The 14,719-nt window shown below is 72.3% G+C and carries 16 protein-coding genes and 1 riboswitch; of the genes, 9 read left to right on the plus strand and 7 right to left on the minus strand.

Translation table 11 applies throughout. The features are described 5' to 3' along the window. Positions 1-175: 175 nt before the first annotated feature. Positions 176-1,204: a 6-phosphofructokinase gene (locus OTB16_RS16095; protein ID WP_267721017.1), complete on the plus strand. Its 1,029-nt coding sequence runs from the start codon at positions 176-178 to the stop codon at positions 1,202-1,204. 72 nt (positions 1,205-1,276) lie between these two features. Further along, positions 1,277-2,272, plus strand: a complete 996-nt coding sequence (locus OTB16_RS16100; protein ID WP_267720876.1) for a 2-hydroxyacid dehydrogenase — start codon at positions 1,277-1,279, stop codon at positions 2,270-2,272. 121 nt (positions 2,273-2,393) lie between these two features. Here OTB16_RS16100 and OTB16_RS16105 read toward each other — a convergent pair whose 3' ends face one another. Then, the gene (locus OTB16_RS16105) at positions 2,394-2,567 is read right to left on the minus strand and encodes a hypothetical protein (RefSeq protein WP_267720877.1); all 174 of its coding nucleotides are present in this window, start codon (positions 2,565-2,567) and stop codon (positions 2,394-2,396) included. 92 nt (positions 2,568-2,659) lie between these two features. Between OTB16_RS16105 and OTB16_RS16110 the strand changes: the two genes are divergently transcribed. Together OTB16_RS16110 and OTB16_RS16115 are read left to right on the plus strand one after the other, a co-directional pair. Continuing rightward, the gene (locus OTB16_RS16110) at positions 2,660-4,024 is read left to right on the plus strand and encodes a class II 3-deoxy-7-phosphoheptulonate synthase (RefSeq protein ID WP_383900367.1); all 1,365 of its coding nucleotides are present in this window, start codon (positions 2,660-2,662) and stop codon (positions 4,022-4,024) included. A 174-nt stretch (positions 4,025-4,198) separates the two neighbouring features. Beyond that, positions 4,199-4,456, plus strand: a complete 258-nt coding sequence (locus tag OTB16_RS16115; RefSeq protein ID WP_267720880.1) for a (2Fe-2S)-binding protein — start codon at positions 4,199-4,201, stop codon at positions 4,454-4,456. Positions 4,457-4,544: 88 nt separating this feature from the next. Here OTB16_RS16115 and bfr read toward each other — a convergent pair whose 3' ends face one another. Next, a complete protein-coding gene (gene bfr, locus OTB16_RS16120) occupies positions 4,545-5,021 on the minus strand; it encodes a bacterioferritin (RefSeq protein WP_030010525.1) in 477 nt (158 codons plus the stop codon). A gap of 173 nt (positions 5,022-5,194) precedes the next feature. On the opposite strand from bfr, the gene OTB16_RS16125 reads away from it, so the two are divergent. Continuing rightward, positions 5,195-5,827: a sulfite oxidase-like oxidoreductase gene (locus tag OTB16_RS16125; protein WP_267720882.1), complete on the plus strand. Its 633-nt coding sequence runs from the start codon at positions 5,195-5,197 to the stop codon at positions 5,825-5,827. 33 nt (positions 5,828-5,860) lie between these two features. Here OTB16_RS16125 and OTB16_RS16130 read toward each other — a convergent pair whose 3' ends face one another. The 5 genes from OTB16_RS16130 to thiO form a co-directional block, all read right to left on the minus strand. After that, positions 5,861-6,718 carry a deoxyribonuclease IV gene (locus tag OTB16_RS16130; protein WP_267721018.1) on the minus strand — a complete coding sequence of 286 codons (858 nt, stop codon included), beginning with the start codon at positions 6,716-6,718 and terminating at the stop codon, positions 5,861-5,863. A gap of 48 nt (positions 6,719-6,766) precedes the next feature. After that, the gene (gene pknB / locus OTB16_RS16135; RefSeq protein ID WP_267720883.1) at positions 6,767-8,683 is read right to left on the minus strand and encodes a Stk1 family PASTA domain-containing Ser/Thr kinase; all 1,917 of its coding nucleotides are present in this window, start codon (positions 8,681-8,683) and stop codon (positions 6,767-6,769) included. Positions 8,684-8,902: 219 nt separating this feature from the next. After that, positions 8,903-9,697 (minus strand): thiazole synthase, encoded by a 795-nt coding sequence (locus tag OTB16_RS16140; RefSeq protein WP_267720884.1) that lies wholly within the window; start codon positions 9,695-9,697, stop codon positions 8,903-8,905. Positions 9,698-9,702: 5 nt separating this feature from the next. Beyond that, complete coding sequence (gene thiS / locus OTB16_RS16145; RefSeq protein ID WP_267720885.1) at positions 9,703-9,903, minus strand: sulfur carrier protein ThiS; 201 nt, start codon at positions 9,901-9,903, stop codon at positions 9,703-9,705. Then, positions 9,900-11,078, minus strand: a complete 1,179-nt coding sequence (gene thiO, locus OTB16_RS16150) for a glycine oxidase ThiO (protein WP_267720886.1) — start codon at positions 11,076-11,078, stop codon at positions 9,900-9,902. Before thiO ends, thiS begins: the two co-directional genes overlap by 4 nt. After that, positions 11,076-11,188, minus strand: a riboswitch (TPP riboswitch). Its footprint overlaps the gene before it by 3 nt. Positions 11,189-11,269: 81 nt before the next feature. On the opposite strand from thiO, the gene OTB16_RS16155 reads away from it, so the two are divergent. The 4 genes from OTB16_RS16155 to metF all read left to right on the plus strand — a co-directional run bounded on the left by OTB16_RS16155 (position 11,270) and on the right by metF (position 14,706). Further along, the gene (locus OTB16_RS16155; protein ID WP_267720888.1) at positions 11,270-12,493 is read left to right on the plus strand and encodes an NAD(P)/FAD-dependent oxidoreductase; all 1,224 of its coding nucleotides are present in this window, start codon (positions 11,270-11,272) and stop codon (positions 12,491-12,493) included. A 136-nt stretch (positions 12,494-12,629) separates the two neighbouring features. Next, positions 12,630-12,995: an Rv2175c family DNA-binding protein gene (locus OTB16_RS16160; protein WP_267720889.1), complete on the plus strand. Its 366-nt coding sequence runs from the start codon at positions 12,630-12,632 to the stop codon at positions 12,993-12,995. 81 nt (positions 12,996-13,076) lie between these two features. Next, entirely contained in the window at positions 13,077-13,712 is a 636-nt protein-coding gene (thiE, locus tag OTB16_RS16165; protein WP_267720890.1) for a thiamine phosphate synthase, read from the plus strand. Positions 13,713-13,791: 79 nt separating this feature from the next. After that, positions 13,792-14,706, plus strand: coding sequence for a methylenetetrahydrofolate reductase [NAD(P)H] (gene metF / locus OTB16_RS16170; protein WP_267720891.1), 915 nt, complete (start codon positions 13,792-13,794; stop codon positions 14,704-14,706). Positions 14,707-14,719 lie beyond the last annotated feature (13 nt).

Genomic DNA, 14,719 nt, shown 5'->3' on the forward strand with positions numbered 1-14,719 from the left:
GCTCGAGACCGCCTCGAACGGCGCACCGCACGGGGTGGCGTACGTCGTACTTGTGTCCTCGTGCGAGTGAACGGCTGGCACAACGACCCTTTGTTCCAGAGGAATCGGCCCTCCCCGACCCCTTGCTGTGATCTGTGTCACCACTAGCGTGACCTTCATGGCGAAGGGAGATTCCATGAAGGTCGGAGTGCTGACCGGCGGCGGCGACTGCCCCGGGCTCAACGCGGTGATCCGGGCCGTCGTCCGCAAGGGCGACCAGGAGTACGGATACGGGTTCATCGGGTTCAAGAACGGCTGGCGGGGCGTCGTCGACGGGTCCGCGGTCCCGCTGGACATCCCGGCCGTCCGCGGGATCCTGCCCCGCGGCGGCACCATCCTGGGCTCCTCGCGCACCAACCCGTTCAAGACGGAGAACGGCGTGCGGGCCATCAAGGACAACCTCGCCAAGTACGAGGTGGACGCGCTCATCGCGATCGGCGGCGAGGACACCCTCGGGGTCGCGGCCCAGCTGTACGAGGAGTACGGCATCCCCTGCGTCGGCGTCCCGAAGACCATCGACAACGACCTCTCCGGGACCGACTACACCTTCGGCTTCGACACCGCCGTCGGCATCGCGACCGAGGCCATCGACCGGCTGCACACCACCGCCGAATCGCACATGCGGGTCCTGGTCTGCGAGGTCATGGGCCGGCACGCCGGCTGGATCGCCCTGCACTCGGGCCTCGCGGGCGGCGCCAACGTCATCCTCATCCCCGAGCAGCGCTTCGACGTCGACCAGGTCTGCGCCTGGGTCACCTCGCGGTTCAAGGCGAGCTACGCGCCGATCGTCGTGGTCGCAGAGGGAGCCATGCCCAAGGACGGGGAGCTGGTCCTCAAGGACGCCACCAAGGACTCCTTCGGCCACGTCCGGCTGTCCGGCGTGGGCGAATGGCTGGCCAAGGAGATCGAGGCGCGGACCGGCAAGGAGGCCCGTACGACGGTGCTCGGGCACATCCAGCGCGGCGGCACCCCGAGCGCCTTCGACCGCTGGCTCGCCACCCGCTTCGGGCTGCACGCGATCGACGCGGTGCGCGACGGGGACTTCGGCAAGATGGTCGCGCTCCGGGGGACGGACATCGTCCGGGTCCCGATCGCCGAGGCCACGGCGAAGCTGAAGACGGTGGACCCGGCGCTGTACCGGGAGGCCGGGGTCTTCTTCGGCTGACGTGGGGCGGCGCCCGCGGATCATGGGTCGTAGGGTGACAAACGGCCCATGGTTCGACGTACGGGAGCAAGCGTGGAGATCCTGGCATTCGGTGTGACCGCCGACGAGCGGCCGCTCCTGGAGCGCGCCTTCGCGGGGCAGCACGAGGTCCGCTGCCTCGACGTCTTCCTCAGCGAGGACACCGCGCCCATCGCGGCGGGGTACGAGGTCGTCTCCTCCAGCGTGAACGCCGACCTGAACGGCCGGGTGCTGCGGACCCTGGCGGCGGGCGGGACGAAGATGATCGGCCAGCGGTCCACCGGCTTCAACAACATCGACCTGGACGTCGCCCGGCGGCTGGGCATGACGGTGAGCCGGGTCTCGTACTACTCCCCGTACTCGGTGGCCGAGTTCGCCTGGACGCTGGCGATGGCCGTGAACCGCCGCATCGTCCGGGCCTCCATCAGGACCCGGGACTTCGACTTCCGGCTGAACGGGCTGATGGGCCGCGACCTGCACGGCCGCACGGTGGGCGTCCTCGGCACCGGCAAGATCGGGGAGGCGTTCACCCGGATCGCGCACGGCTTCGGGATGAACCTGCTGGGCTGGGACGTGGCGCGGAACCCGGCGTGCGTGGAACTCGGCATGAAGTACGTCGACAAGGAGGAGCTGCTCGCCTCCTCCGACCTGGTCAGCCTGCACGTGCCGCTGCTGGACTCCACCCACCACATCATCGACGCGGACGCGCTGCGGCTGATGCGCGACGACGCGATCCTGGTGAACACCAGCCGCGGCGGGCTGATCGACACGGACGCGCTGGTCACGGAGTTGCGGGCGGGCCGCTTCGCGGGCGTGGGACTCGACGTGTACGAGGCGGAGGCGGGAGTCTTCTTCCTGGACAAGTCCCTGGAGACGGTGGAGGACGACACGCTCGCCCGGCTCGTCACGTTCCCGCACGTGCTGGTGACCTCGCACCAGGCGTACTACACGAGCGACGCGGTGGGGCAGATCATCGACACCACCGTCGCCAACGTGGCCGACCACCTGGCGGGCCGCCGCTCGGAGAACACCCTCGTCGCGCCGTACTGACCGGTGTCCCGCCGCGGCGGGACACCGGTCGGGCGGCCACGCCGAGGCGCCCGTCAGTCCGCGGCGGTGACGCCCGTCAGGAGGCCCCGCAGGAGGTCCCGCGGGTCCGCCCCGCGCAGGGTCAGGACCTGCTCCGGATGGACTGGACCCCGGCGAAGCCGCCGGCGGCCGGCCTCAGTGCGTGCACCTCGCCTGTCGAGGCGTCCCGGGCCACCTCCACCCCCCAGGCGGCCGGCCGCGCACGTCGGGAGGAGCGCCCGCGCAGCTCGTACTCGGTGTGCGCGAGAGGGGACATCCGGCGGAGGCGAAGAATCCGCCTCCCGGCAGGTCCGGATATCCGTCTCACGTTGTGGTCGGCGGGCCGGACGCGCCGGGGGACGCCGTAATGTGTACGGGGTGACCGTGAACGCTGAAACCCAAGCCCCCGCCGCCAAGGCGACCTGGCGAGACCTTCCCGCGGCGCAGCAGCCTTCGTACCCCGATGCCGAGGCCCTGCGCGCTGTCGTCGCGGACCTCGAGTCGTATCCTCCCCTCGTCTTCGCGGGTGAGTGCGACCAGCTGCGCGCCCGCCTGGGAGCCGTCGCCAAGGGCGAGGCGTTCCTGCTGCAGGGCGGCGACTGCGCGGAGGCCTTCGACGCCGTCTCCGCCGACCACATCCGGGCCAAGCTGAAGACGCTGCTCCAGATGAGCGCCGTCCTGACCTACGCGGCCTCCGTGCCCGTCGTCAAGGTCGGCCGCATCGCGGGCCAGTACTCCAAGCCGCGCTCCAAGGACACCGAGACGCGCGACGGCATCACCCTGCCGACCTACCGCGGCGACTCCGTCAACGGCTTCGCCTTCACCGAAAAGGACCGGATCCCGGACCCCGAGCGGCTGAAGCGCATGTACCACGCGTCGGCCTCGACGCTGAACCTGGTGCGCGCCTTCACCACCGGCGGTTACGCCGACCTGCGCCAGGTGCACGCCTGGAACCAGGACTTCGTACGGTCCTCCCCGTCCGGACAGCGCTACGAGCAGCTCGCGCGGGAGATCGACAACGCGCTGAACTTCATGAAGGCCTGTGGCACCGACCCGGCGGAGTTCAAGGCCGTCGAGTTCTACGCCTCCCACGAGGCGCTGCTGCTCGCCTACGAGGGCGCGCTGACCCGCACGGACTCGCGGACCGGCCGGCTGTACGACACCTCCGGCCACATGGTCTGGATCGGTGAGCGCACCCGCCAGCTGGACCACGCGCACATCGAGTTCTGCTCGCAGATCGCCAACCCGATCGGCATCAAGCTCGGCCCCACCACGACGGTCGACGAGGCGCTCACCTACGTGGACCGCCTGGACCCGGACCGCGAGCCCGGCCGGCTGACGTTCGTCGTCCGCATGGGCGCCGACAAGGTCCGCGACAAGCTCCCCGCGCTGGTCGAGAAGGTCACCGCCTCCGGCGCGACCGTCGCCTGGGTCACCGACCCGATGCACGGCAACACCTTCGAGGCGGCCTCGGGCCACAAGACGCGCCGTTTCGACGACGTGCTCGACGAGGTCAAGGGCTTCTTCGAGGTCCACAAGGCCCTGGGCACCCACCCGGGCGGCATCCACGTCGAGCTCACCGGTGACGACGTCACCGAGTGCGTGGGCGGCGGCGACGAGATCTTCGTCGACGACCTGCACCAGCGTTACGAGACGGCCTGCGACCCGCGGCTCAACCGCAGCCAGTCCCTGGACCTGGCGTTCCTGGTCGCCGAGATGTACCGGGACCAGTAGGGCCCAGCCGATCAGTACGTCATTTCGTACGACGATGGGGCGCGGATCGATGTGATCCGCGCCCCATCGTCATGCCGGGGGCTTTTAGGGTTGCCTAACTTTGGGTACGGTTAGGTAAGCCTCACCGAACAGGGGATGGCTCGCCGAACCACTCCGTTCAGGGAGGTGAACCGCGTGTACGTCTGCTCTTGCTTCGGGATCACCGACAAGCAGGTCAAGGACCACGCGGCCGCTGGCGCCTGCACTCCGCGCCAGATCGCCTCGGCCACCAAGGCGGGCACCGACTGCGGCTCCTGCGTGCGCACCATCCAGGGCATGCTCGGACGCGGTGCGTGCCCGCGCCGGGAACTGCTGGAGAAGGGCAACGCGGCCGCCGTGCTCGCCGCGGACGTGGAGCCGGCGCTCGTGCCGACCCTCGCGGAAGCCGCCTAGCGGCTCGCGATCACTCGCTCGCGGTTTCTTGCTCGCGGTTTCTCGAACGGCTCTGGAACGGCTCTGGAACGGCTTGTAAGACCGCAGGTCAGCTGGGCTGCTCGATGAGCTGCGCGATGTAGAGCGGCTCGCCCAGGGACTCGATGAGCTCCAGCTGGGTGTCGAGGTAGTCGATGTGGTGCTCCTCGTCTTCCAGGATCTCCTCGAAGAGGCGGGCGGAGGTGATGTCGCCCTTCCCCCGCATGACCTCGATGCCGCGCTTGAGCCGGTCGATCGCCTCGACCTCGACCTGGCGGTCCGCCTGGAACATCTCCGTGAGCGTCTGTCCGACGCGCACGTGGAAGAGGCGCTGGTAGTTCGGCAGGCCGTCGAGCATCAGGATGCGCTCGGTGATCTTGTCCGCGTGCTTCATCTCGTCGATGGATTCTTCACGCGTGTACTTGGCGAGCTTGGTCCAGCCCTTGTTGTCCTGGATGCGGTAGTGCAGCCAGTACTGATTGATGGCCGTCAGCTCACCGGTCAGCTGCTCGTTCAGAAACTCAAGGACCTCGGGGTCGCCCTGCATCGCAGAGGCTCCTTCCAGGCAGTGTCACCAAGGTGACGGGGCAGGTGCGCGCATCCTTGCACCGCTGCCGGAGGCAGTCCAGTAAGTGCCTCCTTAGTGGGAGTTGCCGCGACTTGCCCGAATCGGGCCAGACCTGGTCATGACCACCCTGCCCAATCTGTCACCATGGAGACATGGGTCAGCCGGAAAGCCGGGAATCTCCGGGAGCAGAGCAGTCGGAGCTTCCACCGGGACAGCGGTTGCAGCGGGGCTGGCCGGTCACCCACTACGGCCCCGTACCCAAGTTCAAGCCGGACCGCTGGGAGTTCCGCGTCTTCGGCGCGACCGCCGACGGTGACAAGCACTGCTGGAACCACGAGGAGTTCACGGCCCTGCCGTTCGACTCGGTCGTGGCGGACCTGCACTGCGTCACGAAGTTCAGCATGCCGGGCGCCGAATGGGGCGGTGTGCTGACCCGTACGATCCTCGCGCTGGCGCCCCCGGCGCCGCAGGCCACACACGTGATGGTGTGGGCCGAGTACGGCTTCAGCTCCAACCTGCGGCTGGCCGACTTCGCCTCCGACCGGACCGTCTTCGCCACCCACCAGGGCGGTGAACTCCTCACCGCCGAGCACGGGTTCCCGCTGCGGCTGGTCGTCCCGCACCTGTACGCCTGGAAGGGCCCCAAGTGGGTCCGCGGCATCGAGTACATGACCGCCGACCGCCGGGGCTTCTGGGAGGAGCGCGGCTACCACAACATCGGCGACCCCTGGCGCGAGCAGCGCTACTCCTACCAGGAAGAGCCCGGGGACGGCCCCGAGCTGTAGCGTGCTCCGCCCCCCGCCGCGGGGAGCGGCGGATCACCCCGGCCCGCGCAGCTCCTTCAGCAGCGCCACGTCCGCCGCGTGCCCCTCCGGGCCGCCGGGCGTCTCGGTGATCAGCGGTACGCCCTCCATCGCGGGGTGCGTGAACAGCTCGGCGAAGGCCTCCCGCCCGATGTGGCCGCGGCCGATGTTGGCGTGCCGGTCCCGGTGCGCGCCGACGGCCGCCTCGGAGTCGTTCGCGTGCACCAGTTTCAGCCGGCCCTCGCCCACCGTGTCCACCAGCAGGTCCAGCGTCAGCTTCGTCCCGCCGGGCTCCGCCAGGTCGTGACCGGCCGCGAAGACGTGGCAGGTGTCCAGGCAGATCCCCAGCATCGGGTGCCGCTCCAGCGCCTCGAAGTACGGGCCGAACTCCTCGGCCGTCGAGCACAGGGAGGAGCCCTGCCCGGCCGTCGACTCCAGCAGCAGGAAGGGGTCGTCCTCGTGCGTCAGCTCGTCGAGCAGCGGCAGCATGTGCTCCCTGATCTGCGCGTACGCGGCCTCGCGCGGGCGCCCGCCGGTGGCCGAGCCGGTGTGCACGACGACCCCGAGCGCGCCGATCTCCCGGCCGCGCCGCAGCGAGTGGCGCAGGGACTCCACCGACTTCTCGACGGTCGCCCCGTTGTGCGAACCGAAGTTGATCAGGTACGGCGCGTGCACGTACGCCGGGATCGACCCGGCCGCGCACTCTGCGCGGAACCGCTCGTCCTGCGCCGGGCTGCCGGTCGGGGTGGCCCAGCCGCGCGGGTTGGCGACGAAGACCTGCACCGCCTCGGCGCGCATCTCGCGGGCGTAGGCGAGCCCCACCTTGGCGAGGCCGCCGGCGACCGGGACGTGTCCGCCCACCGGATTGCGCAGGGCGGCGCGGTCCGTCCCCGCCTCGTGTTCCACGTGCTCCACGTACCCCTACAGCCCCTTGGTCCGGATGGTGATGGTGCTGCCCTCGGGGGCGTTCTGGCCGGTGGGCACCGACTGGAGCTCCACGGTGTCGCTGAAGGAGAGGAACGGCCGCTCCACCCGGACCTTGAAGCCCGCGCCCTCCAGGGTCCGGCGGGCCGCGTCCACGTTCTGGCCGGTCACGTCCGGCACCGGGAGTTGGCGGGGGCCCTTGGAGAGGGTCAGGGTGACCGTGTCCCCGGCCGCGGCCTGGGTGCCGGCGCCGACCGACTGGTTGGCGACCGTACCGGCCGGGGAGGAGGAGTTGACCTGCTCGGCGGCCGCGACCGCCTTCAGACCGGCCCCCTCAAGGGTGGCTCGCGCCTGCTCGAAGGAGAGTCCGGCCACGCCCGGGACCTCCACCGGGCGGCCCTTGCTGACCACCAGCGCGACCGCCGTGTCGGGGGCCCGCCGCTCGCCGCCCGCCGGGTCGGAGGCGATCACCGAGCCCTGGGCGACGTCCTGGCTGAAGGCCTGGGCGACGACACCGGGGGCCAGGCCCGCCCGCGTCAGCTCGGCCCTGGCCTGCTCCAGCGTCCGGCCCTTCAGGTTGGGCACCGACACGACCTCCGGGCCGCGGGAGACGGTGAGCGTCACCGCGCCGTTGCCGCGGATGCGCCGGCCGCCCGCGGGATCGGAGTTCATGACCGTCCCGCGGTCGAAGGCCTCGCTGAACTTCCGGTCGACGCGCTTGACGCCGAGCCCGGCCGCCGACAGCTGCGCCTTGGCCTGCTGCTCGCTCTTGCCGAGGACGTTGGGGACCTGGGTGAACTGGCCCGCGTTGATGTACCAGACGCCCGTGCCGAGGCCGAGCGCGAGCAGCACCCCGGCGATCACGAGGAGCGTCCCCCGTCGCGGGCCCCGGCTCTGGCGCCGTACGGGCCGGTGCGGCGCGGGCGCGGGGGGCGCCAGGGTCTCCAGGCGCGAGGTGCGGTCCGCGGGCCGCGGCGCGTCCACCGGGCGGGCGATCACGCCGGTGCGGTCCTCGGCGGCCGACCGTCCCTCGGCGCGGGCCTGCGGGGGTACGGCGTCCAGCTCGGCGTCGCTGAGCCGGCCCCGGGCGTCGCGGGCCAGGCCCAGCAGGGAGACCGCGTCGTAGGGCCGCAGCTCCGGATTGCGGGCGGCCGCCTGCGCGACGAGCTCGTCGAGGGCGACGGGGAGCCCGGGTACGGAGGCCGAGGGCGGCGGGACGTCCTCGTGGAGGTGCAGGTAGAGCACCTGCGCGGGGGTGGCGCCGATGTGGGGCTTGGCTCCGGTCAGCATCTCGTACAGGACGACACCGCAGGCGTAGACGTCCACGCGGGTGTCGGTGACGCCGTTCTCGATCTGCTCGGGCGCCAGGTAGGAGACGGTCCCCAGGACGGAGCCGGTGGTGCTGGTGACGGCGTCGACGTTGCGGACCAGGCCGAAGTCGGCGACCTTGACCCGTCCGTCATCGCCGATCAGGACGTTCTCGGGCTTCATGTCGCGGTGGACGAAGCCGGCCCGGTGGGCGGCGCCGAGCGCCGCGAGGACCGGCTCGAAGACGTCGAGGGCGGCCCGCGGCTGGAGCGCGCCGCGCTCGCGCAGCACGTCGCGCAGGGTGCAGCCGGAGACGTACTCCATGGCGAGGTAGACGTACGGGCCGTCCGTGCCCTGGTCGAAGACGGCCACCACGTTCGGGTGCGCGAGGCGGGCCACGGACTTCGCCTCCCGGATGAACCGGTCGACGAAGACACCGTCCTCGGCGAGCTGCGGGTGCATCACCTTCAGGGCGAGTACGCGGTCCAGGCGGGTGTCGACGGCCCGGTAGACCGTGGCCATGCCGCCGGCCGCGATGCGGGCATCGATGCGGTAGCGGCCGTCGAGCACGCGCCCGACGAGAGGGTCATCCAGGGTCGTATCCACGCGCCGAGTCTACGATCGGCGTGCGCCGGACCGGGCCGTACGGTGCGGCTTGCAGCCCAGCTGTGACGGACCCGACTGCGGACCGTCGCCGGGCGTGAGCCGGCGGCTACGGAGTCGGCGGCTACGGAGCCGCCGGCGCCGCGGGGCGGGCGGCCGCCGGGCGGGCGCGGCCCGGCAGGGCGGCCGGGCCGCCCGTACCGGCCGCGTCGAGGTGCCCGGTCAGAACGCCGGACGCTCCGGGTCCAGGTCGGCGCGGCCCTGTGCCGGGGACGAGGCCTCGGCGAAGCGGCGCTGCGGAATGCGGCCCGCCCGGTGGGCCAGGCGCCCCGCCGACACGGCGTCCCGCATGGCCGCGGCCATCAGCACCGGCTCCTGCGCCCGCGTCACGGCGGAGGCGAGCATCACCGCCGCGCAGCCCAGTTCCATCGCCAGCGCGACGTCGGACGCCGTGCCGGCGCCCGCGTCCAGGATCACCGGGACCCCGGCCCGCTCGGTGATCAGCTCGAAGTTGTGCGGGTTGCGGATGCCCATCCCCGAGCCGATGGGGGAGCCCAGCGGCATGATCGCCGCGCAGCCCGCGTCCTCCAGCTTCCGTGCCAGCACCGGGTCGTCGTTCGTATACGGAAGGACGGTGAATCCCTCGTCCACGAGGATCTCGGCGGCGTCCAGCAGCTCGATTCCGTCGGGCAGCAGGGTCCGTTCGTCCGCGATCACCTCCAGCTTGATCCAGTCCGTGCCGAGCGCCTCGCGCGCCAGCCGGGCCGTCAGCACGGCCTCGCCGGCCGTGAAGCAGCCCGCCGTGTTCGGCAGGACCGCGATGCCCAGCCTGGCCAGCACCGACAGGACGGAGCCCTGGACGGTCGGGTCCAGGCGGCGCATCGCCACCGTCGTGAGTTCGGTGCCGGACGCGACGAGCGCCCGTTCCAGGACGTCCAGGCTCGGGGCCCCGCCCGTGCCCATGATCAGGCGGGAGGAGAAGGTCCGGCCGCCGAGGGCGAACAGGTCGTCAGCCATGCCGCTCAGCCCCCCTGGACCGCGGTGAGGATCTCGACCCGGTCGCCGTCGCCCACCGGTGTGGCCCGCCACTGCCCGCGCGGGACCACGGTCTCGTTGAGCGCGGCGGCCACCCCGGAGGGCGCGGCCGTCAGGATGGCGACCACCGCGTCGAGGGTGGTGCCGGCCGCGACCTCGCGCGGCTCGCCGTTGACGGAGATGGTCATGCGTACGACTCCTGACGTGCGGCGGAGAACCGGCGGGGGCTGAAGGGGCGCGCGACCGGCGGCAGTTCGCCGGTCGTCAGCAGCTCCGCCATCACATCGCCGGTGAGCGGGGTCAGCAGCACCCCGTTGCGGTAGTGCCCGGTGGCCAGGTGCAGGCCCGGCAGGTCGGTGGGGCCCATCAGCGGGGCGTTGTCCGGGGAGCCGGGCCGCAGTCCCGCACGGGTCTCGGTGAGCGGCAGCTCGGTGATGCCGGGCACCAGCTCGTGGGCGTCGCGCAGCAGTTCGTAGACCCCCCCGGCGGTGACCGTGGTGTCCCAGCCCAGTTCCTCGCTGGTGGCGCCGATGACCAGCTCGCCGTTCTCGCGCGGCACCAGGTAGACGTGGCTGCCGCGGACGACGGCCCGTACGGTCCGGGACAGGAACGCCCCGTACGCCGCGGGCACCGTGAGCCGCAGCACCTGGCCCTTGACCGGCCGCACGGGTGCGGTCACCTCCGCCGGCACGCCCTCCAGCCGGCCGCTGAACGAGCCCGCCGCCAGCACCACCTGGTCGGCGAGGAGCTCCGTACCGTCGTCGAGCACGGCGCCCGCCGCCCGGTCGGCGGTGACGAGCAGCCGTCCGGCCCGCGCCCGGTGCACGCTCACCCCGGACCGCTCGCAGGCGGCCAGCAGGGCGGCCGCCAGCCGGCGGGGGTCGACCTGGTGGTCGCCGTCCACGCGCAGGCCGCCGCGTACGCCGGGGGCCAGCATCGGCTCCAGGCGGCGGCACTCGCGGCCGGTGAGCCACTGCGATTCCAGGCCGCAGCGGCGCTGGAGGGCGTGCAGCTCGCGCAGGTGGAGCCGGTCGTCGGAGTCGAGGGCGACGGCGAGGGTGCCGCAGGCCCGGTAGCCGATGTCCAGGCCGCCGCTCGCCTCGGCGAGCTCGGCGGCGAACTCCGGATAGCGGGCCGCGGAGGCGAGCCCGAGGCCCAGCAGGGCCTCCTCGCCGTAGTGCAGCTCGGTGACGGGGGCGAGCATGCCCGCGGCGACCTGGGCGGCGCCGCCGCCGGGCGCCGGGTCGGCGAGCACGACGGCCAGGCCCCGGCGGGCCGCCCGCCAGGCGGTGACGAGTCCGATGACGCCGCCCCCGATGACGAGGACGTCGGATCCCTTCCGGGACGTTCGAGATGAGTGCATGGGCGTCCAGCCCCTCCCTTCGCCGGCATGACCCGGATCAGGTTCGTACGGTCGGAGGCCGCCCAGCCTCCCTCTCAGCCCGGTGCGCCCGGACTCCCGCGATAGGTACGCCTGCCAGACTAACCCCGGGCCGGACGGCGGGTAAGGCGGCACCTGTTCCTGATGGGTCGTCAGGAGATTAGGCTGGCCGCGTGAGCGAGCAGACGGAACAGACACAGAGCGGCGTCGTCATCGTGGGCGCCGGAATGGCCGGCGTGCAGACCGCGGTCGCCCTGCGGGAACAGGGCTTCACCGGCCCCGTGACCCTGCTGGGAGCCGAGCCCCACCAGCCCTACGACCGCCCCCCGCTGTCCAAGGCGGTCCTGCTCGGCAAGGCCGAGGACTCCGCCTTCGACGTCGACTTCGAAGGGCTCGGCATCGGGCTCCGGCTCGGCACCGAGGTCACCGCACTGCGGGCCGCCGACCGCGAACTGGACACCGGGGCGGGCCCCGTCCCGTACGACACCCTCGTCCTGGCGGCCGGCGCCGTCCCGCTGACCCTCCCCGGCACCGAAGGCGTCCCCGGCGTGCACCTGCTGCGCACCCTCGACGACGCCGCCCGGCTGAGGCCCGTCCTGGCGGCCGCCGACCGGGCGGTCGTCGTCGGCGCCGGCTGGATCGGCGCCGAGTTCGCCACCGCCGCCCGCGAGGCCGGCTGCGCGGTGACCGTGGTCGAGGCGGCGGACCGCGTCCTGGCGGGGGCCCTGCCGGCCGAGGTCACCGCACCGATGGCCCGCTGGTACGAGGAGGCCGGCGCCGAGCTGCTCACCGGCGCCCGCGTCGCCGGGATCGAGGAGGGCCGGGTCCTGCTGGCGGACGGCCGGGTCCTGCCGGCCGGCGCGGTGGTGGTCGGCATCGGCGCCCGCCCGGCCACCGGCTGGCTGGCCGGGAGCGGGATCGCACTGGGCCCCGACGGCTCGGTCACCGCCGACGCCCACCTGCGCACCTCCCTGCCCGGGGTCTACGCGGTCGGCGACTGCGCCTCCTTCCCCTCCGCCCGCTACGGCGCCCGCCTCCTCGTCCACCACTGGGACAACGCCCTCCAGGGCCCCCGGGCCGTCGCGGCGAACGTCCTGGCGGGGGAGCCGGCCCAGGTCTACGACCCGGTCCCGTACTTCTGGTCGGAGCAGTTCGGCCGGTTCGTCCAGTACGCGGGCCACCACGGCGGCGCCGACACCCTGCTCTGGCGCGGCGACCCGGCCGCACCGGCCTGGTCCGTGTGCTGGCTGCGCGACGGCGCACTGGTGGCCGTCCTGGCCGTGGGCCGCCCGCGCGACCTCGCGCAGGGCCGCAAACTCATCGAGTCGGGCACCGTCCTGGACGCCGACCGGGTAGCCGATCCGGCCGTCCCGCTGAAGTCGACGGCCCGCCGGTAGGCCGTGCCGCCAGGGCCCGGCCCCGCCCTCCTGGGCGGCCGGCGCCGCCGCGGAGGCACTCCCGGAGGGCGGCGCCGGTACCCGTACGGGGCCGCTCGGGTACCGGCCGCCAGTCCTAGATGGCAGGCTTGTACCCGTGACCGAGATTGACGCAAAGATCGATGCCCTAGTCCCCGCCTGGCTGTACCTCCCCGACATCGCGGAGAAGCTCGACGTCGAGGTGACCCGGGTCCGCCAGATGGTCAAGGAAGGGCAGCTGATCGCCGTGCGCCGGGGCGAGAACCGCTCCCTGCAGGTGCCGGCCCCCTTCATCGACGGCGACAAGGTCGTCAAGGGCCTCGTGGGCCTCCTGACGGTGCTGCGCGACGACCGCTTCACCGAGGAGGAGATCCTCGAATGGCTCTTCACCGAGGACCCGACCCTGCCCGGCACCCCCGTGCAGGCGCTGAGCGAGAATCGCGGCACGGAGGTGAAGCGCCGCGCTCAGGCGCTCGCCCTCTGACCTGATCCGCATCCGATCCACCGCGGCGTACGGGCCCCGCCAGGCCGCCCGTACGCCGCTTCCATCACGGGGGGTACACCCATGCAGCTGTCCGACGCCCGGCTCTACCTGTGCACGGACGCCCGCAAGCGGCAGGGCGACCTCCCCGAGTTCCTCGACGCCGTCCTGGCCGGGGGCGTGGACATCGTCCAGCTCCGGGACAAGGGCATGGAGGCCGGCGAGGAACTCGAACACCTCCGGGTGTTCGCCGAGGCCGCACGCCGTCACGGCAAGCTCCTCGCCGTGAACGACCGCGCCGACGTCGCGCACGCCATCGGCTCCGACGTCCTGCACCTCGGCCAGGGCGACATCCCCGTACCCGCCGCCCGCGCCGTCCTCGGCGGGCAGGTGCTGATCGGCCGCTCCTGCCACGCCGAGTCCGAGGTGGACGCGGCCGCCGCCGAGCCCGGCGTGGACTACTTCTGCACCGGCCCCTGCTGGCCCACCCCCACCAAGCCCGGCCGGTTCGCCCCCGGCCTCGGACTCGTCCGGTACGCGGCCTCACTTGAGCAGGACCGGCCCTGGTTCGCCATCGGCGGCATCGACGGCACGAATCTGGACGAGGTGCTGGACGCCGGGGCCACCCGTGTCGTCGTCGTCCGCGCCCTCACCGAGGCGTCCGACCCCGGTGCGGCCGCCGCGGAGCTCGCGAAGCGGGTCCGCGCCCGCCTCGGCTGAGCGGCCGGACCTGTCCAAAAGCGTGTCCAAAAGGCGGACATCGCTTCGGAGTGCGCGCCGGCGCGTCTAACCTGCGGGTATGGCCTCTGGTACCGCTTCCACCTGGTCGGACCGTGCACACACGGTCCGCGAGCTCATCGCGTCCGGGCGCTCGTACTCCTTCGAGTTCTGGGCTCCGAAGACGGAGAAGGGCGAGCGCAACCTCTGGAACGCGCTGCGGCGGGTCGAAGCGGTCCGTCCGAGTTTCGTCTCCGTCACGTACGGGGCCGGCGGCTCCACCCGGGGCGGCACCGTCCGCGCCACGCAGCAGATCGCCGCGGACACCACCCTGACCCCCGTCGCCCACCTCACGGCCGTCGACCACTCGGTGGCCGAGCTGCGCAACGTCATCGGGCAGTTCGCCGACGCGGGCATCCGGAACATGCTCGTCGTGCGCGGAGACCCGCCGGGCGATCCCATGGGCGAGTGGGTGGCGCACCCCGAGGGCGTGCACTACGCCGCCGACCTGGTCCGGCTGGTCAAGGAGTCGGGCGACTTCTGCGTCGGCGTCGCCGCCTTCCCCGAGATGCACCCGCGTTCGACGGACTGGGACACCGACATCCGGCACTTCACGGACAAGTGCCGTGCGGGCGCCGACTATGCGATCACCCAGATGTTCTTCGATCCGGAGAACTACCTCCGACTGCGCGACAGCGTCGAGAAGGCGGGCTGCGAGACCCCGATCATCCCCGAGGTCATGCCTGTTGTGGGCATCAAGCAGCTCGACCGGCTGCCGCAGCTCAGCAACGCGCTCTTCCCCGCGGCGGTGAAAGAGCGCATGCTCGCGGTCAAGGACGACCCGGCCGCTGTACGCTCCATTGGCATCGAGTTCGCCACGGAGTTCTGCGCGCGGCTGCTGTCCGAGGGTGTCCCGGGGCTGCACTTCATCACGCTGAACAACTCCACGGCGACTCTCGAAATCTACGAGAACCTGGGCCTGCACCAGCGGGCCTGATCGGCGGGCCCCG

Source organism: Streptomyces antarcticus (genome assembly GCF_026627255.1).
GTDB classification, from domain to species: domain Bacteria; phylum Actinomycetota; class Actinomycetes; order Streptomycetales; family Streptomycetaceae; genus Streptomyces; species Streptomyces antarcticus.